Consider the following 25,081-nt stretch of genomic DNA (forward strand, 5'->3'; position numbering starts at 1 on the left):
GTTAGCGGCCGGGCGCCGGGGCCTCCTCACGGGTTCCCCCGCGCGTGACCAGCAGGCCGGTGGCGGCCGCGGTGAAGAACATCAGCACGCCGTACACCGCGGACGGGACGGCCATCTCGGTGCTGCCGAGCAGGGCCGGGCTGAGCGCGATGGCCAGGGAGAGCGTGGTGTTGTGCAGTCCGATCTCCATACAGGAGGCGATCGCCTCGGGGCGGCCGGTGCCCAGGACCCGCGGCGCCCAGTAGCCGATGGTGAGGCTGGCGATGTTGAACAGCAGCACCATCAGCCCCACGGACACGATGTAGTCGCCGATGTTGTCGAGTTCCTGGTAGAGCGCGACGGCGATGACGCCGAACAGCACCGCGACGGAGGCGACCTTGACCGGCCTCTCCATGCGCCGGGCGAAGGCGTCCGCCCTCGCCCTGACGAGCATGCCGACCGCGACGGGGACCAGGATGACCGCGAACACCTGGAGGACCTTGCCGACCTGGAGGCCGAGGGTGTCGCCGTCGCCCATGAAGCGGGCGATGGCCAGGTTGGTGATCAGCGGCAGGGTCACCATGGCGGTGAGGGAGTTGAGCGCCGTCAGGGAGATGTTGAGCGCGACGTTGCCGCGGAACAGGTAGCTGTACAGGCTGGCGGTGGTGCCGCCGGGCGAGGCGGCGAGCAGCATCATGCCCACCGCCAGGGCGGGCGGCGGGTCGAAGAGCAGGACGAGGGCGAGGCAGACCAGGGGCAGGACGAGGATCTGGCAGCCCAGGACGAGCGCGACCGTGCCGGGCATCCCGGTCAGTCGGACGAAGTCCCCGACGGTCAGGCTCAGGCCGAGGCCGAGCATGATGACGGCGAGTGCCGCCGGGAGCGCGATCGTGGCGATGGTGGAATCCATGGGCGGACACCTCGGGGCGGGCCGCGCGGGGGGCGCGATCGGGCGGTCGGGGGGAGTGGCCGACCGTCGCGGACCGCGGAGGTGAGGGCGTCGGCCTGAGGCGCCGCGTGTGGTGTTACGGGGCCCGCGGTCCCGTGCGGATCGGGGATCGCGCCGTCCCGTGATCTGCGCCACATGTGACTACTGGCCAGTATGCTGGCACGCCCGCGCCCGGGTGGCAAGAGCGGACGCCCGGCCCGCCCCGGCGGGACTCAGACACCCGCACGCCCCGCCCGCGTCCCCCCGTCCCGCCCGGCGGGGTCAGGCCGCGGGCCAGGAGCTGCCGGTGAGGTCGTAGGCCAGGTGGAACCACACCTTGCGGATGCTGGGATGGCCGTTGTCGCCCCAGGCGGTGGCGAAGCTGTCGACCAGGGCCAGGCCCCGGCCGTTCTCCGCGGTGAGCCGGTCGCCCTCCAGCGGTCCGGCGCTCAGCGGGCCGTCCTCTCCCGGCTGGGAGCGCGTGGGCCTGCCGTTGTCCCGGCAGACCAGCGTGAGCCCGTTGGGCGCCCGGGTCACCCGCAGCACGAAGGTCTGGCCCTTCTCGCCGGAGCGGCTGTGCCGGATGGCGTTGGTCGCCAGCTCGGTGCCCAGCAGCGAGAAGACGTACCGGTAGTCGCTGTCCCTGGTGGCCGCGCAGGTGTCCAGGAAGGCGCGGGCCAGAGGCACGCCCGCGGGCTCTCCGGGGAACTCCCAGTGGCGTTTGGTGAAGGGGACCGGCGGCCGTCCGTTGAAGTAGTGCCGGTACTCGTCCGGGACATCCCTGAGGACGGTGTCCTCGGCCTTGGCCAGAGCCGGCACGGAGACGAGCGTGGGCATGGGAGGACTCCTTCGGCGGGGCGGCTCAGTGGGCAGGCGAACCGTGGGAGGGGGCGGCTGCGGGAGCGTCCTGGGACCGCCTTCGGGGGAGGGGCGGCGGGAACGGCTACGACCTTACGCGATCAGACCCCTGTGGGACAGGGGATGCGGGTGTGGTGAGTACCCGAAATCCCGCGCGTTCTCCGGTCCGCCGCCCCCCGGCCCGGCCCGCCGCTCAGCCCACGGCCCCGAGCGCCTCCTCGGCGGCGGCCTCGGCCGCGGACCGCTCGGCGGGTACGAGCCCGACCCGGGTGCGGCGGTCCAGCAGGTCAGCGGCGTCCATGGCCCCCTCGTGGCGCACCCCGAACCGGAGCTCGGCCCCGGTGACCCCGCGGACGAGGGGGGTGAGCAGCGCCGGGTCGGCGTCGGCCTCGGCCAGCACGTCGACCGCCTCGGTGCCGTACCTGGCCACCAGGCGGCGCGGGGCGGCCACCGCGTCGAGCTCCTCGTGCGGGGCGGCGCCGACGAGGGGCAGCGTGCGGGTCCGGCAGGGGCTCGCGGACAACCCGCGGGTGCGCACCGCGGTGTCGACGGCCTGCTCGGCCATGGCGCGGTAGGTGGTGAGCTTGCCGCCGACCACGGTGACGGTGCCGTTCGGGGCGACCGTGACGGAGTGCTCGCGGGACAGGTCGGCGCTGTCCCCGGCCCCGCGCACCAGCGGGCGCAGCCCGGCGAAGGCGCCGAGGACGTCGCCGCGGTCCAGGCGGGTCTCCAGGGCCCGGTTGAACTGGCCCAGCAGGAAGTCCACGTCGCCGTCGGGCACCTCGGGCACGTTCGGGACGGGGCCGTCCACGGGCTCGTCGGTGAGCCCGGCCAGGACCCGGCCGTCCGGCTGGGGCAGGGCGAACACGAAGCGGCTGGCGCTGCCGTCGACCGGCACGGTGAGCGCGGCCCGGGGACTGCCCAGGGAGGCACCGTCGAGCACCAGGTGGCTGCCCCTGCTGGGGCTCAGCCGCACGTGGGGGTCGAGCCGGTCGGCGTGGACCCCGGTGGCGTTGACGACCGCGCGCGGGCGCACGGGGACGATCCTGCCCGCCACCCCGTCGCGCAGCACGGCGCCGTCGGCGGCCAGGCTCTCGGCCGAGCAGCGGGTGAGGACTCGCGCCCCCTCTCGGGCGGCGGTGCGCGCCAGGGCCACCACGAGACGGGCGTCGTCCACGAGCTGGCCGTCGAAGGTCACGACGCCGCCGAGCAGCCCCCGCCGCGCGACGCCGGGGACCAGGCGCAGGGTCTGGCGCGGGCCGACCACGCGGGGCCGGGGCAGCACTCCGCCGGGGGTCCCGGCCAGGACCCGCAACAGGTCGCCCATCCCCGCCCCGGCGCGGACGAGCAGGGCGCGGGAGAGCCCGGTCCCCCGGTGGACCGGGACGACCATGGGCAGGGGCCGCACCAGGTGGGGCGCGGTGACCCGCATGAGGACGTCGCGCTCGCGGGCGCTCTCGTAGGCGATGGCGACCTGTCCCCTGGCCAGGTAGCGCAGGCCGCCGTGGACCAGCTTGGAGCTCCAGCGGCTGGTGCCGAAGGCCAGGTCGTGGCGTTCGACCAGGACGGTGGACAGGCCGCGCGAGGCGGCGTCGAGCGCGACGCCGGCGCCCGTCACTCCCCCGCCGACCACCAAAAGGTCGATCCGGGGGTCCTGCTCCAGCGCGGCGAGGTCCGCCGCGCGTCGGGCGGTGTTGAGGGAGGAGGACGTGTGGACCGCGGGGCTCATGGGTTCTCCCGGTTCGGCGGGCGGAGGTAGCCGTCCAGGAGGGCGGCGAGCTCGTCGACGAGGCCGGACTCGTCGGTGACGTCGGCGAACAGTCGGCGGGAGGTGACCGTGCCCTGGACCGTGACCAGCACGAGGCGGGCCAGCACCGCAGGGTCGCCCGCGCGCACCGACCCGTCGCGCTGGCCCTCGGCCACGACCGGCTCCACCAATTCGAGTGCCGCGCGGTGGCTGGTGCCCAGCCGCTGGAAGGTGTAGGTGGCCAGGAGTTCGGGTTCGGTGTCCACGATCCGGACGAACAGCGGGTGGGCGAGCAGCGCGCGGGCTACCCCGGCCGCGTGCCGGACCAGCCGGGCGCGCACGTTCTCCTCCGCGGACCCGCCGCCGGGGCCGTCCCCCTCCTCCGCGAGGATCCGCCGCAGTTCCCGCGTGAGCAGGTCGGCGACGAGCGCGGTCGCGTCGGGCCAGCGCCGGTACACGGTGGGCCGGCTGACCCCGGCGCGGCGCGCCACGTCGGTCAGGGTGGTGCGGCGCACCCCGAAGGCCTCGACGCAGGCGCGGGCGGCGTCCAGGATGCGGTCTTCAACGTTACGTATTGACGCCATGTGTAAAACTGTAGAGCATGACTGACGACACTTCCCCCGGGACCGCCCCCGAGATGAGCTGGTTCGCGTGGGGCGACCCCGCCCGGGCGCGCGCGCTGGACCCCGGCCTGCGCGACCTGGTCTCCCAGGTGCTGCGGGCCCCGCTCGCGGACCTGCCGCCGGTGCCCGAGGAGCGGGTGGAGCTGGCCCCCTCCCGGCTGGACGAGCGGCTGCGCGGGCTGCTCGCCGGTGTGGTCGGGCCCGGCCACGTGGACGACGGGGACGCCGCCCGGCTGCGCCGCAGCGGCGGCAAGAGCACCCCCGACCTGCTGCTGCGCCGCGCGGGCAGGGCCGACCCCGCCCCGGACGCCGTCCTGTACCCCGCCGACCACGACCAGGTGCAGCGCGTCCTGGAGGTGTGCTCGGCCGAGCGCGTGGCCGTGGTGCCCTTCGGCGGCGGCACCAGCGTGGTGGGCGGGGTCGCACCCCTGCGCGGAGGCCTGCGCGCCGTGGTCTGCCTGGACCTGCGCCGCCTGGACCGGCTGGTGTCGGTGGACACCGCCTCCATGACCGCCGTCCTGGGCGCGGGCGTGCGCACCCCGCGCGCCGAGGCGCTGCTGGCCGAGCACGGGTGCACGCTCGGGCACCTGCCGCAGAGCTACGAGTACGCGAGCGTCGGCGGCTACGCGGCCACCCGTTCCAGCGGGCAGGCCTCCTCCGGGTACGGCCGCTTCGAGGACATGGTGGTCTCGCTGCGCGCGGCCACCCCGCGCGGCACCCTGGACACGGGTGGTCCGCCCGCCTCGGCGGCCGGGCCGGACCTGGGCCGCCTGCTGCTGGGCTCGGAGGGGACGCTGGGCGTGATCACCGAGGTGGGCCTGCGGATCCGCCGCCGCCCCGAGCACGTGCTGGACGAGGCGTGGTCCTTCCCCGACTTCGCGACGGGGGTGGACGCGCTGCGGGTCCTGGCCCAGTCCGGGATCCGGCCGACCATGGCGCGGGTCCTGGACGAGGCGGAGACCTTCGTGGGAGCGGCCGTGGGAGGGCGCGAGGCCGCTCCCGGCTGCCAGGCGGTCCTGGGCTTCGAGGGCACCGGCGCCGAGGTGGACGTGCGCGCGGCCGCGGCTCGGGAGGCCATGGCCGGGGCGGGCGGCACCCCGCTGGGCCCCGAACCGGTGGCGCACTGGCGGGACAACCGGTTCTCCGCCCCCTACCTGCGCGACTCCCTGCTCTCGGCCGGGGTCCTGGCCGAGACCCTGGAGACCGCGGCCCCCTGGAGCGGCCTGCTCCCGCTGTACGCGGCGGTCTCCGGCGCGCTCACCGGGGCGCTGGAGGGCGAGGAGGGCGGCGCCGTGGTGATGTGCCACGTGTCGCACACCTACCCCACGGGAGCCTCTCTGTACTTCACGGTGGTGACGGCGGCCGGGGCGGCGCCGCTGGAGCGCTGGGGCCGGGCCAAGCGTGCCGCCTCGGAGGCGATCGCGGCCAACGGCGGGACGATCACCCACCACCACGCGGTGGGAACCGACCACCTGCCGTGGATGGCGGCGGAGATCGGCCCCCTGGGCGGGGAGGTGCTGCGCGCGGTCAAGGCCGCGCTGGACCCGGTGGGCGTCCTGAACCCGGGCAAGCTCATCCCCGCCCCGTAGGGCGCCGTCCGGTCAGGACCCGCGGGACGCCGTCCGGCCGGGGCCCGGGGCCTGACGCCCGTTCCCGGGCGGACGTCAGGCCCGTTCGCTCTCGCGGGAGAGCTGGCGCTCCACCCGCCCGGCGAAGTCGGCGAGGAAGTCCAGCGCCTCGGCCTCGCCGACGCCGTCGTCCCCGACCGTGTAGGAGACCAGGACCGTCACGTTGACGGTGGCGAAGAACAGCGCACCGTAGACGCTGCCGTCGGTGTACTCGCCGTCCTCGAAGAGGACCGCGTACCCGTTGTCGCCCGCGGACACGGGGCGCCAGTCCAGGACCGCCGCCCCCTCCCCCTGTTCCTCCTCGTGGTGTCCCTCCTCGCGGTCCCGGAGCTCGTCCTCCAGCTCCCCGTGGAGCTCCTCGACGACCTCCCCGCCGTCCTCGTACTCGAAGAGGGAGACGATGACGTGCAGGGGGTAGCCGTCGACGTTCCCGACGCTGCAGCTGAGGTAGCCGAGTACGCCCTCCTCGGCCAGGTACCCCGAATCGCCCTCCTCGACGGAGGTGAACTCGCCCTCGGCCCGTGGGTTGTCTGTGCCGGGCACGGCGTCCACCACCTCGGCGGGCAGCAGCCGTCCGCAGCCGGGCAGTTCTGCGTAGGGGCGGCCGTCGGCGATGTTCCACACCACGACGCCGAGGGAGACCGCCAGCAGGACCGCCGCGGCGGCGCCGCCGATGACCAGGCCCCCGCGGGGGCGCCGGGGCGGACCGGGCTGTGCCGGGTGGCCGGGAACGGGCGGCTGCCGCGGCGGCGTGCCCCCGGGCACGCCGTACCCGGGCTGGGCGGGTGGGACCTGGGAGTGGCCGGGCGGGAGGGGCGGACGACCGCCCGGCGGCTGCCCTGACTGGCCGGGGAAACCCGGCTGGGGCCGCGATCCCGGATGGGGCTGACCCGGCTGGCCGGGGAAGGGCTGCCCTCCGGGGGGACCGGGGAACGAACCGTCGTTCGGGGGATAGGTCATCGGCTCTGCGGCGTCGACCCGTCCGACGGACGGACGCCGCGCCTCCTCACCAATGCTCGTCGGCCGCGCGCGGCGGCCGGGCACCGCCCCGTCCCGTGTGGGAGGCCCGGGCGTGTGCGTCGGTATGTCACCCCAAGTATTCCCAACCCGGGCCGTCGCGTCATACCCGAGGCCACAACCGGCCCGCGCCGTGCCCCGAACCGGCCGCGGCGGCCCTCCGCTGCCCCGACAATGGATGCCGTGGCACGAGGAAAGCTCCGCATCTACCTGGGATCGGCCCCCGGTGTCGGCACCACGCACAACGCCCTGGCCGAGGCCCGCCGCCGGGCCGAACGCGGCACCGACGTCGTGGTCGCGGCCGCCCACACCCACCGCCGCGCACGGACCTCCGCGCTCCTGGAGGGGCTGGAGCGGGTTCCACCGCTGCCGTCCGGCTCCGTGGACACCGCGACCGTGATCGCGCGCGCCCCGGCGACGGCGCTGGTCGACGACCTCGCCCGCGCCAACCCGCCCGGCTCGCCCAGCGCCACCCGCTGGCAGGACGTGGAGGAGCTGCTGGAGGCCGGCGTGGACGTGCTGTCCACCGTGGGCATCCACCACCTGGAGTCCCTCAACGACGTGGTCCACCAGATCACCGGCGTGCGCCCCCGGCAGACCGTCCCCGACCACGTGGTGCGCCGCGCCGCGGAGGTCGAACTCGTGGACGTCACCCCCCAGGAGCTGCGCCGCAGGATGGCGCGCGGCGACATCCACCCGGCCGAGAGCGTGGACGCGGCCCTGGCCGACTACTACCGGGAGGGCAACCTGGCGGCGCTGCGCGAGCTGGCGCTGCTGTGGACCGCCGACCGGGTGGAGGAGAGCCTGGCACGCTACCGCGGCGAGCACGAGATCCGGCGGACCTGGGAGTCCCGGGAGCGGGTCGTGGTGGCGCTCACCGGCGGCCCCGAGGGCGAGACGCTGATCCGGCGGGCCGCACGCGTGGCCGCACGCTCACGGGGCGGGCACCCCCAGCCCAGCCACCTGCTGGCGGTGCACGTGGTACCGCCCAACGGCATGGCGCAGGCGCCCACCGACGACCTGCTGCGGCAGCGCAGGCTGCTCATGGAGCTGGGCGGCACCTACCACCAGGTGGTCGGCAACGACGTGCCGACCGGGCTGCTGGAGTTCGCGCGTGGCGTGCAGGCCACCCAGATCGTGCTGGGCTCCTCGCGCCGCCGCACCTGGCAGTACGTGTTCGGCCCCGGGGTCGGGGCGATCGTGGCGCGCGACTCCGGGGACATCGACGTGCACATCGTCACCCACGAGCGGGTGGGCAGCGGGCGGTGGCCGCTGCCGCCGCCCGGCCGGGGGCTGGGCGAGCACCGCCGGGTGACCGGCTGGTCGCTGGCACTGCTGGCGCCCACCCTGCTGTCGCTGGTGATGGCGCTGCCCCTGTTCGAGGACGTGGGAGCGGCCTCGGACGCGATGCTCCTGCTGCTGGCCACCGTGGCCACCGCGGCGGTGGGCGGCCTGCGCCCCGCCCTGGTGTCTGCGCTGTGGAGCGCGGTGCTGCTCACCGTGCTGCTGTCCCCGCTGCACGGGCGGCCGCCGGTGTCGCTGGACAACATGCTGGCGCTGACCGCGTTCGCCCTGGTGGGAGCGCTGGTGGCGATCGTGGTGGAGATGGCGGCGCGCCGGTCGGCGCAGGCCGCCCGCGCCCGGGCCGAGGCGGACGCGGTGACGCTGCTGGCCAGCAGCGTCCTGGCGGGCAAGGAACCCCTCCAGGCGCTGCTGCGGCGGATCCGGGAGACCTTCGGGCAGCGGTCGGCGACCCTGCTGGAGCGGCTGGACGACGAGCGCTGGCGGGCGGCGCACAGCGTCGGCGCCCCGGCGTGCGAGTCCCCCGAGGAGTCGGACGTCCTGGTCTCGATCTCCGACAACCTGGCGCTGGCGCTGCGCGGCCGGGTGCTGCCCGCCGCCGACCGGGGCGTGCTGCGGGCCTTCGCCGCGCACATCGGCATCGCCCTGGAGCACCAGAGGCTGGAGTGGGACGCGGCCGAGGCGCGCGGCCAGGTGGCGGGCAACCGCATCCGCACGGCGCTGCTGGCCGCGGTCTCGCACGACCTGCGCACCCCGCTGACCTCGATCAAGGCGAGCCTGTCCAGCCTGCGCGCCACCGACATCACCCTCACCGAGGAGGACCGCGAGGACCTGCTGGAGACGGTGGAGGAGTCCACCGACCGGCTCAACCGGCTGATCGACAACCTGCTGGACATGAGCCGGGTGCACACCGACAACGTGCGCCCCAAGCTGCGCGCGGTGGGCCTGGAGGAGGTCGTGCCCGTCACCCTGCTGGGCCTGCCGCACGAGGCGGTCGTGGTGGACGTGCCCGACCGCCTCCCCCGCGTCCGTGTCGACGCAGGGCTGCTGGAGCGGGCGGTGGCCAACGTGATCTCCAACGCGGTCCGGTACAACCCGGACCCGCGCCTGCCGGTGCTGGTCTCGGCGAGCGCGCACGGCGGCAGCGTCCAGCTGCGCGTGGTGGACCGCGGTCCCGGGGTCTCCGACGAGGGCAAACAGCGCATGTTCGAGGCCTTCCAGCGCCTGGGCGACGCCCCCCAGGGCACGGGGGTGGGGCTGGGGCTGGCGGTCGCGCGTGGTTTCGTTGAGGCGATGCACGGCAGACTCGACCCCGAGGACACCCCCGGGGGCGGTCTGACCATGGTCTTCACGCTCCGTGCTGTGGAGAAGAGCGAGACGGACGCCGGAGACGGGAAGGGGACCGATGCGGGTCCTGGTCGTTGACGACGACATGCAGATCATCCGGGCGATGCGGATCAACCTGCGGGCGCGGGGGCACGACGTGGACACCGCGGCCGACGGGGCGTCCGCGCTGCGGCTGGCCGCGGACAACCACCCCGACGTGGTCCTGCTCGACCTGGGGCTGCCCGACATGGAGGGCATGGAGGTCATACAGCGGCTGCGCGGGTGGTCGCAGGTGCCGATCATCGTGCTGTCGGCGCGGCACTCGGCCGGTGAGAAGGTGCGCTGCCTGGACTCGGGCGCCGACGACTACGTCACCAAGCCGTTCGGGATGGACGAGCTGCTGGCCCGCATGCGCGCGGCGGAGCGGCGGTCGGTGCGCGTCGACGAGGCCCCGGTGGTGCGCACGCCCTCCTTCACCGTGGACCTGGGCGCCAAGCGGGTGCTGCGGGAGGGCGAGGAGGTCAGGCTCACCCCGACGGAGTGGCACATCCTGGAGATCCTGGCCCGGCACGCGGGTCAGCTGGTCAGCCAGCGCCAGCTGCTGCACGACGTGTGGGGCCCGGCCTACCAGAGCGAGACCAACTACCTGCGGGTGTACATGGCGCAGCTGCGCCGCAAGCTGGAGCCCGACCCGGCGTGCCCGCGGTACCTGATCACCGAGGCGGGCCGGGGCTACCGCTTCGAGAGGGCCGGCTCGGCGCAGCCCGGGGACTGAACCCGTCGACACGTGCCGGTGCGGTCCGCGACGCCCGGGCCGTCCCGGCACGTGTCCGGACCGGCGGCGGCCGGGGTGGAGGTCATCGGCGCAGGTGCCCGGCGCGGGTCACAGGACGAAGGCCTCCCCCTCCGAGAGCTCGATGAGCATGTCGAACTCGTCGGTGCCACCGTGGCCGCGGTTGGCCCTGGCCACCGCCAGGCAGGGCGCGAACGCGCGCACCCACGCCATCATCCGGTCGCCGTCCACGCCGAGGGCGCCGGAGAGCGCGTCCACGCGCTGCACCACCTCGGGCAGGCTGGTGGCCCTCCACAGGGCCCAGTCCACGGCGTCGACCGCCGCGTCGCCCAGGCAGGCGCGCGGGTCGACGGCCACCAGGCCGCGCCGACCGCCGTCGATGACGTTGCCCGGGTGCAGGTCGCCGTGGACGGGTACGACGTCCACCGTGCCGTTGGCCAGGTCGCGGGCCCGGCAGAACCCCTGGTGCATGGCGGACGCGGACACCACCTCGGCGGCGGGCCCCTCGGCGCGCTCCCGGTTCCACAGGTCGAAGATGAACTGCACCCGCGAGGTCAGCGGACGCAGTTCGAGCAGTTCCCGCCGGGGCACCTCGACGGAGTGCAGCTCGGAGATGAGCGCGCCGACGGTCTCCATCGGCGGTACCCGCCCGCCCTCCGCGACGGTGTCGCCGTCGATCCGCTCCATGAGGATGGCCCCCCGCGCGTCGTCGACCTCCCACACGCGGGGCACGCGCCCGGAGGCCTCCCACATCCGCAGCACACGCGCCTCGGACGCGGCCAGGCCGGTGTCCGGGGAGAGCTTGAGAACCGCGCGGTCGCCGTCCGGGCGGACGACGTAGACGACGACGGAGGTCCGGCCGTGGGAAGCCGGTCCCTCGACGGTCAGCCCCCACTCCGAGGCGATCTCGGCGACGATCCCCGGGAGTTCGGTCAGCCACTCGCCGACGTGGCTGCCGAAGCGCCGTTCCAGACGCCGACGCTGCCGGTCATCGACGAACTGCGCTGTGACGTCTTTCATACATCCACCTTAGGTTCGCTCGCGTCGATGACGGTTCGGGTCGGGCCCCTCACGGGTCGGCGGAGCCGCGGACCGCACGGTCCGCGGCGCACGGGCGCTGTTCGGGTCCCGGACCGGTCGCGGGGGTCCTCCGCGCCGGCGGGGGGAGCAGGGGACCGCCGGAGGAGTCGCGTCCGGTCGCCTCCGCGCCGTACGGGAGGCGGCGCGGTACGGGTGCCGCGTTTGTGGGTGCGGGGAGTTCCCGCCCGCTTGCCCCATACCCACCGGCGCGCTCCCGGTAACGGCACCGCGGCGTCCCGAACTCCTCCGATCACCCGTGCGGTCGGCGGTGTCACCTTCGGTGTCGGTCCGTCGGGACCCGCGGCCTCAGGCCAGGCGCCTCCTGGCCGCCCGGTGCTGGGCGAGGAGGGTGTCCACGACCAGTTCGGAGGGCCACAGGGGCTCGGTGATCGCGGTGACGTCCAGACCCCGCAGCAGGTCGAAGTCGGGGCCGTCGACGAGTCTCCACGCGGCGACGGCGACGTTGTCCTGGCCGTGGCGGCGCAGCCGGTCGACGGCGTCCAGCACCGACGGCGCCCAGGTGCGCAGGTAGCCCACCTGGACGGGGGAGTCGAGGCGGCGGCTGAGCATGCGAGCCACGTCCATGACGACCTGGCGCTCCTCGGTCCCGGTGGTGCCGTCGGCGGCCAGGACCACGCCGTCGGACGAGCCCCAGCCGGAGTCGGCCAGCCGTCCGGCGAGGTCGGCGACGATGGACGGGACCGCGCCCAGCGGCGGGGTCTGGCAGGAGTCGCGCACACGGCCGAGGTCGAGCCGGGAGAGCAGGTGGGCGCTGGCGACGTCGCCGCCCGCGACGAACGCGGGGACGACCACCTTGGGCCCCCGGACGGAGTGGACGGTGGCGGCGACGTCGTCGGGGCTGCCGAAGGCCGGGGTCACCGGCACCTCTCCCCTGCTGGCCACAGCCTCGGCCAGGCCCCACAGGGCTTCCCGGCGGTGGGTGTCACGTGAGTCGTCGGCTACGAGGACCATCGTCGGGACCATGCACGGCTCCTTCGGTACATCTGGGGGGAGAACTGCCCTTGCCCGCCGAGCGTAAAGCGGCTCAGTTTCACGGGGGTTCTGCCGTGTTACGCGGAGGAAAAAAGCGAACAATGGCTGTGGTGGTTATGACCACCGAGAGTCTCCGTGAACCATAACAATCGCCTAAAAAACGGGGCGTGTCCACTTCCGGGGAGAGTGGCGTACGACTCACGGGGCCCGGAGGGCGAAGGGGACTATCCTTGTCCCCGAGAGGGCCGACATCCCCCACCTGCCCCGACGATCCGCCTCTCCCTCCTCACCCCGGCGCCGGCCCCCGGCAGGACATGGCGGACACCACATCCCATTCCCAGACGGGCGAATATCCGCTTTCGTCCGGACCTCTCTAGAGAAATACCCGGCAAAGCTTTTCTCATGCATTCGCCGGGTGCGGATGCACGTGCTGCGGAATGTGCGGCAGCCGCCCTGCCTGAGAGGACGCGGATTTTCGCTTCTCCTCGGAGCGCACCGTTTCCGACCGCCGTCCGGCCGCCGTCCGGCCGCTGTTCGGCCGCCGCCCGGTCCCCGTCCGGTCCGGTGCGGCGCCGTCCCGGTTCCGGCCGTTCCGACCGCCCCGCACGCGCGCGAGCAGACTCTTTGCACATCTCACCCCTTGTCGTCAAGGGTGTGCACTCCTCCAAGCCTCCATAACCGCACACCACCTGACGTGGGGGGACAGGATGCGGGTCCGGCGTGATCACTTGCCATGACCCCCTCGGCCCGCTCACACTTGGTACAGATGGAGCGCGTACCCGCAGGCGGCACCCGCCGCGGGAACGCTCCGGGCCGCCGCCCGACCGGACTCCCCACCTCCGGACGGGCCGCGCCCCCAGATCCGCACCGAACCATCCAGACTGGAGTGAGCATGGCCGTCCACCCTCGGGTGCAGACGCTGGCCCAGACCTTTCTCGCGCACGCCGACCAGGAGGCCCCCGGCCTGGTCGAAGGCCTCTACCTGACCGGTTCGGTCGCCCTCGGCGACTTCCGCCCCCACACCAGCGACGTCGACTTCGTCATCGTCACCGGTCACACGCCCGGCAGGCACGAGCTGGAGCTGCTGCGGCGCGTCCACGCGCGCACCCGCGCCGCCGCCACCGGACCCCAGTTCAACGGCGTCCACGTCACCTGGGACGACCTCACCCGCGACCCCTCGGCCTGCGGCCCGGTCGCCTCGGTGATCGGCGGCCGGTTCCGCAGCCGGGCCAGCGCCGACGTCAACCCCGTCACGTGGCACATCCTCGCCGAACACGGCGTGACCGTGCGCGGCCCGCACCCGCTCGAACTGGACGTGTGGGACGAGCCCGAGAGCCTGCGCGCCTGGTCGCTGGGCTCCCTGGACGAGCAGTGGCGGCGCTGGCGCGAGAAGGCGGGCCGTCTGGTCACGCCCCGCGGCCTGGCCGTCCTGGGCTCCCTGGCGCCCTCCTGGAGCGTGCTGAGCGTCAGCCGCCTGCACTTCACGCTCAAGACCGGGGAGATCACCTCCAAGACCGGCGCGGGCGCCTACGCCCTGCACGCCTTCCCCGACCGGTGGCAGCGCATCGTCAACGAGTGCCTGCGCGTGCGCCGCAACGTCAGCGCGCCCTCCCTGTACGAGAGCGCGCTGGCCCGGCGCAGGGCCGCCCTGGACTACATCGAGATGGTGCTGGACGACTCCCTGCGCCCCGGCCTGGCCGCGGCCTGAGCCGTTCGGAGCCACCGCCGGGACCACCGGGGCCGCCGCGGCCCGAACCGCCCGTGGACGGGCCGGAGGAGTTCTCCCCGCGGTCGCCGGGGTCCGGATCCTCCGCTTGCGTACCGCCAGGAGCACGCTCCCGACTACCCTGGGGCACATGACCATGCGCCCCATCGTCCGTTTCGGCGACCCCGTCCTCGTCACGCCCACCACCCCCGTCACCCGGTTCGACAAGCACACCCAGGCGCTGGTGGACGACCTCCTGGAGACGGTCGAGGCCCCTGGGCGGGCGGGCCTGGCCGCCAACCAGATCGGCGTGGGCCTGCGCGTGTTCAGCTACAACGTCGAGGGCCGGCTCGGCTACGTGATCAACCCGCGGATCGCCGAACTGTCGGAGGAGGTCCAGGAGGGCGACGAGGGCTGCCTGTCGGTCCCCCAGCTGTGGTACCCCGCCGCACGGGCCGAGCGCGCCGTCGTCACCGGCGTGGACCTGCGCAACGAACCGGTCACCGTGGAGGGGACCGGGCTGATGGCCCGCTGCCTCCAGCACGAGACCGACCACCTCGACGGCATGGTCTACATCGAGCGCCTGGCCCCGCAGACCCGCAAGCGGGCCCTGCGCGACATCCGCCGCTCGGACTGGTTCATGCCGGCCGAGTCTCCCGAGCCCGCGGGCGTGCGGCTGCCCAGCGCCTTCGGCGGCGCGAGCTGACGCCCCTCCCGGCTCCGGTCCGGTGGGCAGGCTCCGGGACGGTCGGCCGGGGTCCGGTCCGGTCCCCGGCTGCGGGTATCTTCGGACACATCCCCGCGCAGTCTCCCAAGTCACGTGAGTAACGCACTAGGCACGTAACGCCAAGATCTCGTATGGTCTGCTGAGCATCTCCCGTCGCCGCGGCGCCCCCGTCACATGCCGCAGGCCAACCGGATGCGCTCGGACCATCCTCGGAGCAGACATGACACCCACTTCTCCCTCATTCACGCGCGGCAGGCGTGCCGCTCTGTCCCTCACCGCCCTGGCGGCGACCCTGCTGGTCGCGCTGCCCGGAACGGCGCTGGCGGAGCCGGACAACGACGAGGTGGACATCGACGAACTGAACCGGCGGGCCGAGGAGCTGGAGGAGAGCTACGACGGAGAGCTCCTCCAGTTCAACGAGATCAAGGAGCGTGTGGACAAGGCCGAGGAGGACCTGGAGGAGGTCGAGGAGCGCCTGGCGGCCTCCCGGAGCGGCGTGTCCACCATCGCCTCCACCCAGTACAAGAGCGGCGGCATCGATCCGGCCTTCCAGGTGATCTTCTCCAGCGACCCGGAGAGCATGTTCGCCGACGCCGCGACCCTGAGCTACCTCGGGCAGAGCCAGTCCGAGCAGATCTCCGACCTCATCCAGACGCGGGACGAGGCCGCCCTGGTCAACGAGGAGCTCCAGACCGAGCTGACCGAGGCCGAGGAGCTCATCGAGACGCTGGAGGAGGAGCGCGACGAGGTCGAGGCCAGGATCGAGGAGTACGAGGCGGAGCAGATCCCCGAGACCCCGGGCAACGGCACCATCCCGGCCAGCGCGAAGGGCTGGGGCTGGGACGGGGCCACGCCGCGCATGGCGGCGATCCGCGACGAGATCGTGCAGACCTTCGGCGCCCCCTACCCGGTCGGCTGCCTGCGCTCCAGCGCCGACGACCACGGCTCGGGACAGGCCTGCGACTTCATGATGAGCGCGGGCGGTGCGGTGCCCTCGGCGGAGAACCAGTCCCTGGGCTCGCAGATCTCCCAGTTCGGGATCGACAACGCCGACCGGCTGGGCATCAAGTACATCATCTGGGAGCAGCAGATCTGGCACTCCGCGTCGCGTCAGTGGAAGTGGATGGAGGACCGCGGCGACAACACCCAGAACCACTACGACCACGTGCACATCTCGTCGTACTAGTGGACGCCGGAAACGGGCCTGAACCGCGATGGTCCCGTACTTGCGGCGAGGTTGGACGGTCGAGGCGCGCTACGGGTACAGGACCACGGCGGAGGGGCCCGGCCGCGGCGGTCCCTCGCGGTCACGGCACCGGCCGTCCGAGGCGCTGCCGGGCGGCCGGGCTCAGCTGCGGGAGCGGGCTCCGCGCGTCGCACGCCCGCCGAGGGCGAGCGGCACCGAGGCCAGCAGCGCCGCGGCCGTGACCGCGAACGCGGGCCCGTAGCCCGTCAGCTGGATCAGCAGCCCCAGGACCATCGCCCCCGCTCCCGAACCCGCGTCGTAGCCGATGTTCCACACCGCGCTGGCCCGTCCGTACCCGGCCGGGCCTGCGCGGTTCAGCATGAGGGTGACGGTCTCGTTCTGGACCGCGCCGAAGCCGAGGCCGAACACGGCCGCTCCCAGGAGCACCAGCAGTGCAGTCCCGGCTCCCGGGGTGTCCCCGACCGACCACAGCGCGGCGGTGACCAGGGCCATCCCCGCGACCGCGCCGACCATGCCCGGCAGCAGCAGGAGGGTGCGCCGGTGGCGGTCGTGCAGCATCCCGGCGGTCCATCTGCCGACCACCACCGCCAGCGCGTAGGCGGCCAGGGCTCCGCCCACCAGCCACGCCGCCTGGGCCAGGGGAATGGCCAGGAAGGTGATGACCGCGCTGGCCGACGAGGCGGTCAGCAGCATGAGCACCAGCGGCGCCGCCAGCGCCCGCAGCAGCGGGCGCTCCGGGCCGGGGTCGGCGCCCGGGGCCGGGCTGGAACCCGGGACGGCGGGCCGGACCGTGCTCCGCAGCGCCGACCGGTTGCGGCCGCCGTCGGCGTACCAGATGCCCCAGGCCAGGGCCCCGCCCAGGACCGAGCACAGACCGGTGAGCCAGAACGCGGTGTCGAAGCCGATGTTGAGGGCCAGCGCCACGCCGCCGGGCAGGATGAGCACCTGCGGCAGGCCGACCGCCAGCCCGTAGTAGCCGGTGGCCCGGCCGACCTGGTGGTGCGGGACCAGGCGGGCGGCGAGCACGGTCCCGGCGACGCTGACCATGCCGAAGCCGACGCCGCGCACCGCCGAGACGGCCACCAGCGGGCCGAGGTCGGCGGTCAGGGCGAACAGCGGGGTGGGAAGTCCCATCACCAGGGCGCCGACCGGGAACGCCCAGCGGTAGCCGCCCCTCTCCAGCAGCCAGGGCATGGCGAGCTGGGTGAGCACGGTGGTGAGCATGAAGGCGGCGGTGGTGCTTCCGGCGCCGAACTCGCCCGCGCCGCCGCGGGTGGCCCACAGGGGGACCAGGGGCAGGACGGCCGCGAAGCCGCAGAGACCGATCGCGGTCGCCGCGATGAGCAGGGCGAAACCCCGTCCGCGCAGGCCGGGGAGGGCGGGCGGGGTGGTGCTGTCGTCGGACGCGGCCCCGGCCGAGGCCGCGTCCGACGGTGTTCCGTTCCCGGATGAGGACGAACGAGATCGGATCATCCGTCCTTTCTAGTCGACACGCGCGCACCTGTCGACGCGGCGCCGTTCCGCCCTGTTCAGCCGCCCCTCTCAGCCGTTCTCGCCGCCGACCCTCCCGACGAGCCAGTCGCGGATGCGCGCGGTCAGCTCCGGGGTCACGGCGCGTTCGGCGTGCCCCATCCCCGGGATGATCCACAGGTCGCGCGGTTCCCGGGCGGCGTCGTGGATGGCGGTGGCGTGGGAGACGGGGAAGTAGGCGTCGGAGTCCCCGTGCACGACCAGCAGGGGCGTCGGGGAGATCTCCCCGGCGACCTCCCGGGGTTCGGCGGGCATGGGGTCCCACTCGCGGTTGATGACCCTGACCTTGCGGAAGCTGCGCAGGAACAGGCGTCCCGCTCTGTGGCCGATGCCCAGGTGGAGCAGCCGCATGGCGCGCGTCCCCCTGTAGTACCAGCGGCTGGGGCCGCTGACCGAGACCACCGCGTCCATTCCGCCGTAGATGGCGGCGTGCCGGATCGCGACGGCCGCGCCCATCGAGAACCCCACGGAGGAGAGGGAGGTGTAGCCGAGTTCCCGGAGGCGGACGGCGACGGCCTCCAGGTCGTGGATCTCCGCGTTGCCGACGGTGCTGAGCCCGCCGGAGCCGTGGTGGCCGCGGAAGTCGAAGGTCATCACGTCACCGAAGGGAAGCAGCGCGTCGGCGACGGCCCGCGTGCTCGGGTTGCGGTGGGTACCGGTGAACCCGTTGGCGAGGATCACGGCGGTGGTGCGGGACCCGGTGCCGCGCAGGAGCACGGCGTCGATGCCGACCCCGTCGGAGGTGGTCAGCCGGTAGCGGTGCTCACGGGGTTGGGCGCGAGGGTGGTCGATAGCGTCGGACACCCCACCATCGTGCCCGATCAGCTCCAGCGGTCGGGGGCGGACCCCGGTGTGGTGTTTCCGTCACCGTAACGGCGGTCGATCCACTCGTCCGGGTACATGCGGCGTTGCGCGTGCCCCTCGTCGCGGCGCTCGCCGCCCAGGACGTCGTGGGAGAGGTCTCCCGGAGCTTGGTGGGGAGGGAACGGGCCGCCGTAACCGGCCGGGCCGTCGCCGCGGAAGTGGTCACCGTAGCCGGGAGAACCTCCGCCACCGAGGTGGTCGCCGTGTTCGGAGGAGGGTCCCCCCGTGGACAGGCCGCTGTACAGGTCCTGCCGGTCCTGCTGGGGGGCACCGCCGTGGGCGGAGGGGGTTCCGTGGCCGAAACTCCCGCCCCGGTCCGGGAGGTCCCCGTAGACGTAGGCACCGCTGTGACCGGAGGTGTCGCCGTAGCCTGACGGGGCTCTGTGGGACGGGGTCCCGTGGGCGGGAGTCCCCGGGCCCAGGTGCGCGGGCGGCGGTGCCGTGTCCGTGCCCCCGGCCGTGTCCCCGGCCACCTCGGCCTCGGTCAACGGCGGTTCCCCGGTGGCGGGTCCGTCCTCGTGGTCGTCCGCGTAGCCGTACTCGTGGTCGTCGTACTCGTCGTAGGCGTCGGGGTCCTCCTCCTCGCGGTACTCCCGCTCCCCCGCCTCGCGGACGTCGGCGGGCGGGAAGACCAGGGAGCGCAGGTTGAGCGCCACGTGGACCAGGACCGGCACCCAGACGCTTCCGGTCCCCAGGTACAGAACGGTGAAGAGGGTGCCGGACGCGCCGGCGCTGACCAGGCCCCACCAGCCCTGGTAGAGGTGCGCGACGGAGAACAGCAGCACCGACAGCACGGCGGCGATCCACAGCGGCACGCCCATGCTGGCGACCAGGAGGATGAACAGGCCCCGGTAGAGCAGTTCCCCGAACACGCCCCCGGTGACGGCCACCCCGGCGGCCATCGCCCGTTCGGCGGTGGTGCGCGGTGCGAGCAGCCCCCGGTCGCGTTCGGGTTCGGGAAGGTGGAGCGGTGCGGCGGAGCGTCGCCCGCGGGCGCCCCTGCCCCGGGCGCCCTGTCCTCTCCCGCCGCGGTCGCGGCCGCGGCTGGAGCGCCGCGGCCCCTTCGGGAGTCCGTTGACCAGCAGCCAGAACACCGTGAGGGCGAGCAGGCCGCCGACGGCGCCGCCCGCGATCGGCCCCCACGCGTCGGGCAGGCGCAGACCCAGGTCCGCGGCGACCAGGTTCGGCGAGAGCAGCAGCACCCCGAAGACCACCAGGCCCCACAACACGTGGACCCCCATGGTGACGGCGTGCAGGAGCGTGAGGGCCCGCGCGTCGCCGTCGCGTCTACGGGACAGCCACGTGAACGCCCTCCTGCCGAGGAGGGGTTCGCCGAGCGCCGCGAAGAGGAGCAGCAGGACCGTCAGAACGGTCCCGGCGAGGCTGAACTGAGGGAGAGACTCCGACCATGGCACGGGGCAATAGTAGGGGTCCGAAACAAGTCATAGTGCACATGCCGTATTTCATCCACAGGCTGTTCCGCCCCCTGACCACCTCTTGCCGTGCGGCCCGAGAAGGGCGACCGTAGAAGTGGCACAGGTCACATCGTGGACGGACTGCCCGTTCGGTGCGGCCACCGCTCGGACCCCGAAGGGCTGGGTAGCAGGGATGGCAGATCGCAACGTCAACGGAACCGGAGCCTCAGCCGGAGCCGTACCGAGGGCCGACGGGCCCCGGAACATCCGCAACGTCGCGCTGGTCGGACCGTCCGGCGCCGGTAAGACGAGCCTGGTCGAGGCACTGCTCACCGCCGCCGGGGAGATCGGCCGCCCCGGCAGCGTCGAGGAGGGCACGACCGTCAGCGACCACGACGGGGTCGAGATCCGGCAGGGGCGGTCGGTCAACCTCACCGTCAACCCGCTCATGGTCGGCGACGTCAAGGTCAACCTGTTGGACACGCCCGGGTACGCGGACTTCATCGGGGCGATGCGCGCCGGGCTGCGCGGGGCCGACGCGGCCCTGTTCGTCGTGTCCGCCCTGGAGGGCGTGGACGGCCGAACCCGCGTGCTGTGGGAGGAGTGCGCCGCCGTCGGCATGCCCCGGGCGGTGGCCGTCACCAGGATCGACCACCCGCGCGCGGACTACGACGAGGTGGTCGCCCAGTGCCGGGAGGCCTTCGGTCCGGGAGTCCACCCCGCCTACGTCCCCGCGGTGGAGGGCACGGGCGACGACCGCCGGGTGGTCGGTGTGTGGGGGCTGGTCTCCGAGCGGTACTACGACTACTCCGGGTGCCCCGACGGCTCTGACCGGTCCGCCGGCGCCGGCGGTTCCAAGCGCTCGGGGCGCCCCGGGCGCCCCGAGCGCTCCGACCGCGCCGGAGGGGACGGGCCCGCGTCCGTCCCCTCAGCGCGCCCGGTGCCGGACTGGCTGCGCGAGGCGGCGGGCCCGCTCCGGGAGACCCTCATCGAGGAGGTCATCACCGAGAGCGAGGACGAGGCCCTCATGGAGCGCTACATGGAGGGCGGCGAACTCGACCCCGACCTGCTCATCGACGACCTCAAGAAGGCGGTCGCCGCGGGCGGCTTCCATCCCGTCCTGGCGATCAGCACCACGACCGGGGTGGGCGTGCGCGAGCTGCTGCGTGAGCTGCCGCTGTCGTGCCCGGATCCGACCCGGCGCCCGTTTCCCGAGGTGTTCACCCCGGAGGGCGAGCCGGTGGCGGGGCTGTCCTGTGATCCGGACGGTCCTCTCGTCGCGGAGGTCCTCAGCACCGCCGGGGACCCGTACGTGGGGCGGGTGAGCCTGGTGCGCGTCTTCTCGGGGACCCTGGGCCCCGACACCCGTGTCCACCTGCACGGCCACGGGGTCCCGTGCGGACTCAACGGACAGGACGAGCTGGACCGGACCGGCAACGACGAGCGCACCGGGGCGCTGTCCGTGCCGCTCGGCCGCGAGAACCGGCCGGTGGGCCAGGTGGTCGCCGGGGACCTGTGCCTGGTGGCGAAGCTGCCCGACGCCCGTACCGGCGACACCCTCTCCGAGCCGGAGCGCCCGCTGCGCGTGGCGCCGTGGCGCTTCCCCCGGCCGCTGCTGCCGGTGGCGGTGGGCGCCGCGTCCTCGGGGGACGAGGACAAGCTGTCGCAGGCGGTGGCCCGGCTGGTGGCGGAGGACCCGTCGCTGCGGGTGGAGGTGAACGCCGAGACCCACCAGATGGTGCTGTGGAGCCTGGGCGAGGCGCACCTGGACGCCGCGTTGGACCGGTTGGAGCACCGGCACGGGGTGCGGGTCGAAACCGGGGAGGTGCGCGTGCCGCTGCGGGAGACCTTCGCCGTTCCGGCACAGGGCACGGGGAGGAACGTGAAGCAGAGCGGCGGGCACGGGGAGTTCGGTGTCTGCCGGATCCGCGTGGAGCCGCTGGAGTCGGGCGCGGGTCTGGAGTTCGTGGACGAGATCGTGGGCGGGGTGGTGCCCCGCCAGTTCGTGCCGTCCGTGGAGAAGGGCGTGCGTGCGCAGATGGCGGACGGTGTCGGGGCGGGGACCGGTGTGAGGGGTGGCGCGGGGCCGGGGTCGGGAGACGGCGCGGGGCCCGGGTCGGGGGCGGGAGCGGGATACCCGCTGGTGGACATCCGGGTGACGCTCTACGACGGCAAGGCGCACTCGGTGGACTCCTCGGACATGGCCTTCCAGAAGGCGGGGCGCCTGGCGCTCAGGGACGCGGCGGCCGCGGCGCGGTTGGCGGTGCTGGAACCGGTGGACGAGGTGTCCGTGGAGGTGGACGACGCCTATCTGGGCGCGGTGTTGAGCGACCTGTCGGCCAGGCGCGGACGGGTGGTGGGGACCGAGGCGGCGGAAGGCGGCCGGGCGGTGGTGCGCGCGGAGGTGCCGGAGCTGGAGATCACCCGGTACGCGGTGGAACTGCGTTCGGTCTCGCACGGCACGGGGGTGTTCAGCCGGGAGTACGTGCGCCACGAGCCGCTGCCCGCGCAGGTCGCGGCGCGGCTGGCGGGTCGGGGCAAGGGGGGATAGGGCCGGGGGAAGGGGGAACTCTCCCGGCCCCTCCCCTGTGATCTTGTACTTGTAGCGGGTCTCGACCACCCAACCTCGCTACAAGTACAAGATCGTCGCAGATCAGAACCCTCGTGTCGCACCAGCAACAGTTTCGGCCAGTCCGCTAGAAGACCCTTCCCGGTCTGGTCCGGTCGGCCAGGGCGGCGAAGCGGAACGTGTTCACGGGGTGGCTGGACAGGAGGTTGACCAGCAGCACGAAGAAGCCCGTGTCGGTGCGGGCGCGGTCGGCGATGTCGTGGAAGTCCACGGCCGGGTACAGGTACTTGCCCGCCGCGAGTACCCGCAGCCCCTGCATGCCCTCGGGGCAGAACGCGTGGGCGTGGTTGTCCGCGGTGTACTCCTGCGCGCGGCTCAGGCTGGTGCCCACGCCGGGGATCACGTTGGCCACCGAGATCCCGAACTGACGCCAGAACGACGTGTGACCGGCGGCGATGTGGCCGACCTCGTGGCCGATCACGAACCGCAGCGTGTCGGCGTCGGCCAACCGGTCGCCCACCTCGAACAGGTCGCTGGTGACGGCCACGTAGCGCCGGAAGCCGTGCCCGGAGGCGAACGCGTTGAGCTCGCCGTTGCCCAGCACGACGTAGGCCTCGGGCACCTGCCGCATGCGGAACGCGGCGGCGGCCTCGGCGACCATCCGGTACGCCTCGGGGAACTGGTGCTCGGTGATGCGCACCCCGTTGACCCGCTGGCGCGCGTACAGCTGGCCGCGCACGAAGTACACGAGCGCGGGGATGCTCAACAGGAGCAGCGGCTCGTTGGGCTCCCCCGAGTAGGCGCGGCTGACCGCGCCCACGACGGCGAGCACGGTCACCCCCACGCACACGACCAGAAGGGGGATCTCCCGGGGATGGCGTAGCCGGCGTTCCCCCATCCGTGGTCAGAGGCGGTACTCGGAGCCGGGCCGGTCGTCGTCGGGGGGCGGGGGCGGACCCCCGTAGGAGGGGCCCGACGGCGGGCGCGGCCGGTCGTCGTCCTCCAGCAGCGCGGCCATGTCCGCGGACAGCGTGGACTCCTCGGTCTTGCCGTCGCGCCACTCCTGCCGGTGCTCCTCGTCCTGGGCCTCCATCACGGCGTCCATGTCGGCGTCGTAGGTGGACTTGGCCCGGTCCTCGCCCGGAGCCGGCCAGGAGGACTGCACCCGTTCCTCGCCCGGGGCGGGCCAGGAGGACTGCGCCGGGTCCCCGTCCGGGGCGGGCCAGGAGGTCTGGGCCCGGCCCTCGTCCGGAGCGGGCCAGGAGGACTGGGCCGGCTCCTCGTCCGGAGCGGGCCAGGAGGAGGCGAGGTAGGCGCTGTCGTAGGCGTCGTTGGGCGTGTCCTCGGCCGCCGCCTTCGGGCTGTCGTCGCCCAGGTAGGACAGCGCGGCCACGGTGATCGCGGCGAGCCCGGCGCGCAGGGTGGGCTCCCGTGCGGGCGCGAAGAACGGTGAGTGGGTGCTGGGGACGTTGCCCATCTTCTCGTACGGGGTGTCGCCGGGAGCGGCCTCCCACACGTCGTGGGGGGTGGCGCCGACGAACCAGAACACGTACGGGATCGGCTGCGGGTCACCGGGCAGGCCGAAGTAGCTGAAGTCCTCGGTCGCCGGGAACGGGTCGGGCAGGTGGATGACGTACTCGTCGCCGAAGTAGGCGTGGTGCGCGGCGGCCACGTCGGCGGTGCTCTGGGGGTCGTTGCGGGTGACCCCCGCGCCCTGGAAGCGCTCGATCTCGGGTTCGCGGGCGGCTCCGGAGGCGGCGGCCTCGGCGCGCACGATCCGCCCGATGGCCTCTTCCAACTGGGCGGACACGTTGTCGTTGAGGGCCCGGGTGTTGATCTCCAGGTAGGCCTCGTCGGGGATGATGTTGGCCTTCGTCCCCGCCTGGATCCTGCCGACGGTGAGCACCGCCATCTCGCTCGGGCTGACCTCGCGGGAGACCACGCCCTGGAGGCGGGTGACGATGCTCGCGGCGATGAGCACCGGGTCCACGGTCGTGTTCGGCTGGGAGGCGTGGCCCCCCTCCCCGTACACGCGCACGCGGTAGGAGTTGGAGGCGCCGAGGATGACCCCTGCGCGGTGGGAGATCAGTCCGGCGGGCTGCGGACCCAGGTGCTGGCCGAGGATGACGTCGGGACGGCCGAACCGGTCGAACAGTCCGTCCTCCAGCATGGCCTGCGCCCCGTCGAGGGTCTCCTCTCCCGGCTGGGCGACGACCATCACGGTCCCGGCCCACTCGTCGCGGGTCTCCGAGAGCAGGTCGGCGGCCCCCACCAGGCAGGCGGTGTGGGCGTCGTGCCCGCAGGCGTGCATGACGGGGACCTCGGCGCCCTCGTCGTTGGCGGCGCGGGCGGTGCTGGCGTAGGGAAGCCCGGTCCTCTCCTCCAGCGGGAGCGCGTCCATGTCGGCGCGCAGCATCACCGTGGGGCCCGGCCCGTTGCGCAGGATGCCGACCACGCCGGTCCCCCCGACACCCTTGTGGACCTCGTAACCGGTCCGGGTGAGCCACTCGGCGACACCGCTGGCGGTGCGGTGCTCGGCGTGGGAGAGCTCGGGGTTCTTGTGCAGGTCGACGTAGAACCCCTCCACGAGCGGGAAGAGCTCGTCGAGGAGTCGCATGACCACGTTCCCGTGCTGAGCGGCACGATTGGGGTCCACCGCGTGCGGCACGGCTTCCACCGCCTTCTTCCGTATCTCGACCGGGTCGGAACCGCCCGTCTGACGAGAGCAGCCTAGCGGCGCGCCCGCCGCGGCCACACAGTCAGCCGCGCGACCTCCACCGGTCGGGTCCG

The 25,081-nt window shown here is 73.8% G+C and carries 19 protein-coding genes; 7 read left to right on the forward strand and 12 right to left on the reverse strand.

What is annotated here, in order from left to right; genetic code table 11:
- Window position 1: 1 nt before the first annotated feature.
- The 4 genes from HGB44_RS12400 to HGB44_RS12415 all read right to left on the reverse strand — a co-directional run bounded on the left by HGB44_RS12400 (window position 2) and on the right by HGB44_RS12415 (window position 4,096).
- Window positions 2-889, reverse strand: coding sequence for a bile acid:sodium symporter family protein (locus tag HGB44_RS12400; protein WP_061078110.1), 888 nt, complete (start codon window positions 887-889; stop codon window positions 2-4).
- A gap of 300 nt (window positions 890-1,189) precedes the next feature.
- Window positions 1,190-1,744: an ATP-binding protein gene (locus HGB44_RS12405; RefSeq protein ID WP_061078111.1), complete on the reverse strand. Its 555-nt coding sequence runs from the start codon at window positions 1,742-1,744 to the stop codon at window positions 1,190-1,192.
- A 214-nt stretch (window positions 1,745-1,958) separates the two neighbouring features.
- Window positions 1,959-3,494, reverse strand: coding sequence for a glycerol-3-phosphate dehydrogenase/oxidase (locus tag HGB44_RS12410; RefSeq protein ID WP_061078112.1), 1,536 nt, complete (start codon window positions 3,492-3,494; stop codon window positions 1,959-1,961).
- Window positions 3,491-4,096, reverse strand: a complete 606-nt coding sequence (locus HGB44_RS12415) for a TetR/AcrR family transcriptional regulator (RefSeq protein ID WP_061078113.1) — start codon at window positions 4,094-4,096, stop codon at window positions 3,491-3,493. The genes HGB44_RS12410 and HGB44_RS12415 overlap by 4 nt, the downstream gene beginning before the upstream one ends.
- Before the next feature lie 17 nt (window positions 4,097-4,113).
- Between HGB44_RS12415 and HGB44_RS12420 the strand changes: the two genes are divergently transcribed.
- A complete protein-coding gene (locus tag HGB44_RS12420) occupies window positions 4,114-5,724 on the forward strand; it encodes an FAD-binding oxidoreductase (RefSeq protein WP_210751544.1) in 1,611 nt (536 codons plus the stop codon).
- A 75-nt stretch (window positions 5,725-5,799) separates the two neighbouring features.
- Here HGB44_RS12420 and HGB44_RS12425 read toward each other — a convergent pair whose 3' ends face one another.
- Complete coding sequence (locus HGB44_RS12425) at window positions 5,800-6,528, reverse strand: hypothetical protein (RefSeq protein ID WP_231972192.1); 729 nt, start codon at window positions 6,526-6,528, stop codon at window positions 5,800-5,802.
- 426 nt (window positions 6,529-6,954) lie between these two features.
- Between HGB44_RS12425 and HGB44_RS12430 the strand changes: the two genes are divergently transcribed.
- Window positions 6,955-9,507, forward strand: coding sequence for an ATP-binding protein (locus tag HGB44_RS12430; RefSeq protein ID WP_082768155.1), 2,553 nt, complete (start codon window positions 6,955-6,957; stop codon window positions 9,505-9,507).
- Entirely contained in the window at window positions 9,488-10,183 is a 696-nt protein-coding gene (locus tag HGB44_RS12435; RefSeq protein WP_013151355.1) for a response regulator, read from the forward strand. Before HGB44_RS12430 ends, HGB44_RS12435 begins: the two co-directional genes overlap by 20 nt.
- Before the next feature lie 108 nt (window positions 10,184-10,291).
- On the opposite strand, the gene HGB44_RS12440 is transcribed toward HGB44_RS12435, so the two are convergent.
- The gene (locus HGB44_RS12440; RefSeq protein ID WP_061078117.1) at window positions 10,292-11,221 is read right to left on the reverse strand and encodes an aminoglycoside phosphotransferase family protein; all 930 of its coding nucleotides are present in this window, start codon (window positions 11,219-11,221) and stop codon (window positions 10,292-10,294) included.
- Window positions 11,222-11,587: 366 nt separating this feature from the next.
- A complete protein-coding gene (locus HGB44_RS12445) occupies window positions 11,588-12,265 on the reverse strand; it encodes a sirohydrochlorin chelatase (RefSeq protein ID WP_061078118.1) in 678 nt (225 codons plus the stop codon).
- A gap of 901 nt (window positions 12,266-13,166) precedes the next feature.
- Here HGB44_RS12445 and HGB44_RS12450 point away from each other — a divergent pair.
- From HGB44_RS12450 to HGB44_RS12460, 3 genes are all read left to right on the forward strand, one after another.
- On the forward strand, window positions 13,167-13,982 hold the full coding sequence (locus tag HGB44_RS12450; RefSeq protein WP_061078119.1) for a nucleotidyltransferase domain-containing protein: 816 nt from the start codon (window positions 13,167-13,169) through the stop codon (window positions 13,980-13,982).
- A 148-nt stretch (window positions 13,983-14,130) separates the two neighbouring features.
- Window positions 14,131-14,685 (forward strand): peptide deformylase, encoded by a 555-nt coding sequence (gene def / locus HGB44_RS12455; protein WP_061078120.1) that lies wholly within the window; start codon window positions 14,131-14,133, stop codon window positions 14,683-14,685.
- A gap of 241 nt (window positions 14,686-14,926) precedes the next feature.
- Window positions 14,927-15,892 (forward strand): coiled-coil domain-containing protein, encoded by a 966-nt coding sequence (locus HGB44_RS12460; protein ID WP_061078121.1) that lies wholly within the window; start codon window positions 14,927-14,929, stop codon window positions 15,890-15,892.
- Between the two features lie 162 nt (window positions 15,893-16,054).
- Here the strand turns inward: HGB44_RS12460 and HGB44_RS12465 are convergent, their stop codons facing one another.
- The 3 genes from HGB44_RS12465 to HGB44_RS12475 form a co-directional block, all read right to left on the reverse strand.
- Window positions 16,055-17,386 carry an MFS transporter gene (locus HGB44_RS12465; protein WP_210751545.1) on the reverse strand — a complete coding sequence of 444 codons (1,332 nt, stop codon included), beginning with the start codon at window positions 17,384-17,386 and terminating at the stop codon, window positions 16,055-16,057.
- Between the two features lie 69 nt (window positions 17,387-17,455).
- A complete protein-coding gene (locus HGB44_RS12470; RefSeq protein WP_061078122.1) occupies window positions 17,456-18,247 on the reverse strand; it encodes an alpha/beta hydrolase in 792 nt (263 codons plus the stop codon).
- A gap of 17 nt (window positions 18,248-18,264) precedes the next feature.
- Complete coding sequence (locus tag HGB44_RS12475; protein WP_061078123.1) at window positions 18,265-19,722, reverse strand: CPBP family intramembrane glutamic endopeptidase; 1,458 nt, start codon at window positions 19,720-19,722, stop codon at window positions 18,265-18,267.
- Between the two features lie 193 nt (window positions 19,723-19,915).
- On the opposite strand from HGB44_RS12475, the gene HGB44_RS12480 reads away from it, so the two are divergent.
- Window positions 19,916-22,273: an elongation factor G-like protein EF-G2 gene (locus tag HGB44_RS12480; RefSeq protein WP_061078124.1), complete on the forward strand. Its 2,358-nt coding sequence runs from the start codon at window positions 19,916-19,918 to the stop codon at window positions 22,271-22,273.
- A gap of 145 nt (window positions 22,274-22,418) precedes the next feature.
- Here HGB44_RS12480 and HGB44_RS12485 read toward each other — a convergent pair whose 3' ends face one another.
- Both HGB44_RS12485 and HGB44_RS12490 read right to left on the reverse strand, forming a co-directional pair.
- Window positions 22,419-23,189: a M48 family metallopeptidase gene (locus HGB44_RS12485; protein ID WP_061078125.1), complete on the reverse strand. Its 771-nt coding sequence runs from the start codon at window positions 23,187-23,189 to the stop codon at window positions 22,419-22,421.
- A gap of 6 nt (window positions 23,190-23,195) precedes the next feature.
- On the reverse strand, window positions 23,196-24,968 hold the full coding sequence (locus HGB44_RS12490) for an amidohydrolase (RefSeq protein WP_061078126.1): 1,773 nt from the start codon (window positions 24,966-24,968) through the stop codon (window positions 23,196-23,198).
- Window positions 24,969-25,081 lie beyond the last annotated feature (113 nt).

This window comes from Nocardiopsis alborubida (assembly GCF_012396365.1).
Taxonomy (GTDB): domain Bacteria; phylum Actinomycetota; class Actinomycetes; order Streptosporangiales; family Streptosporangiaceae; genus Nocardiopsis; species Nocardiopsis alborubida.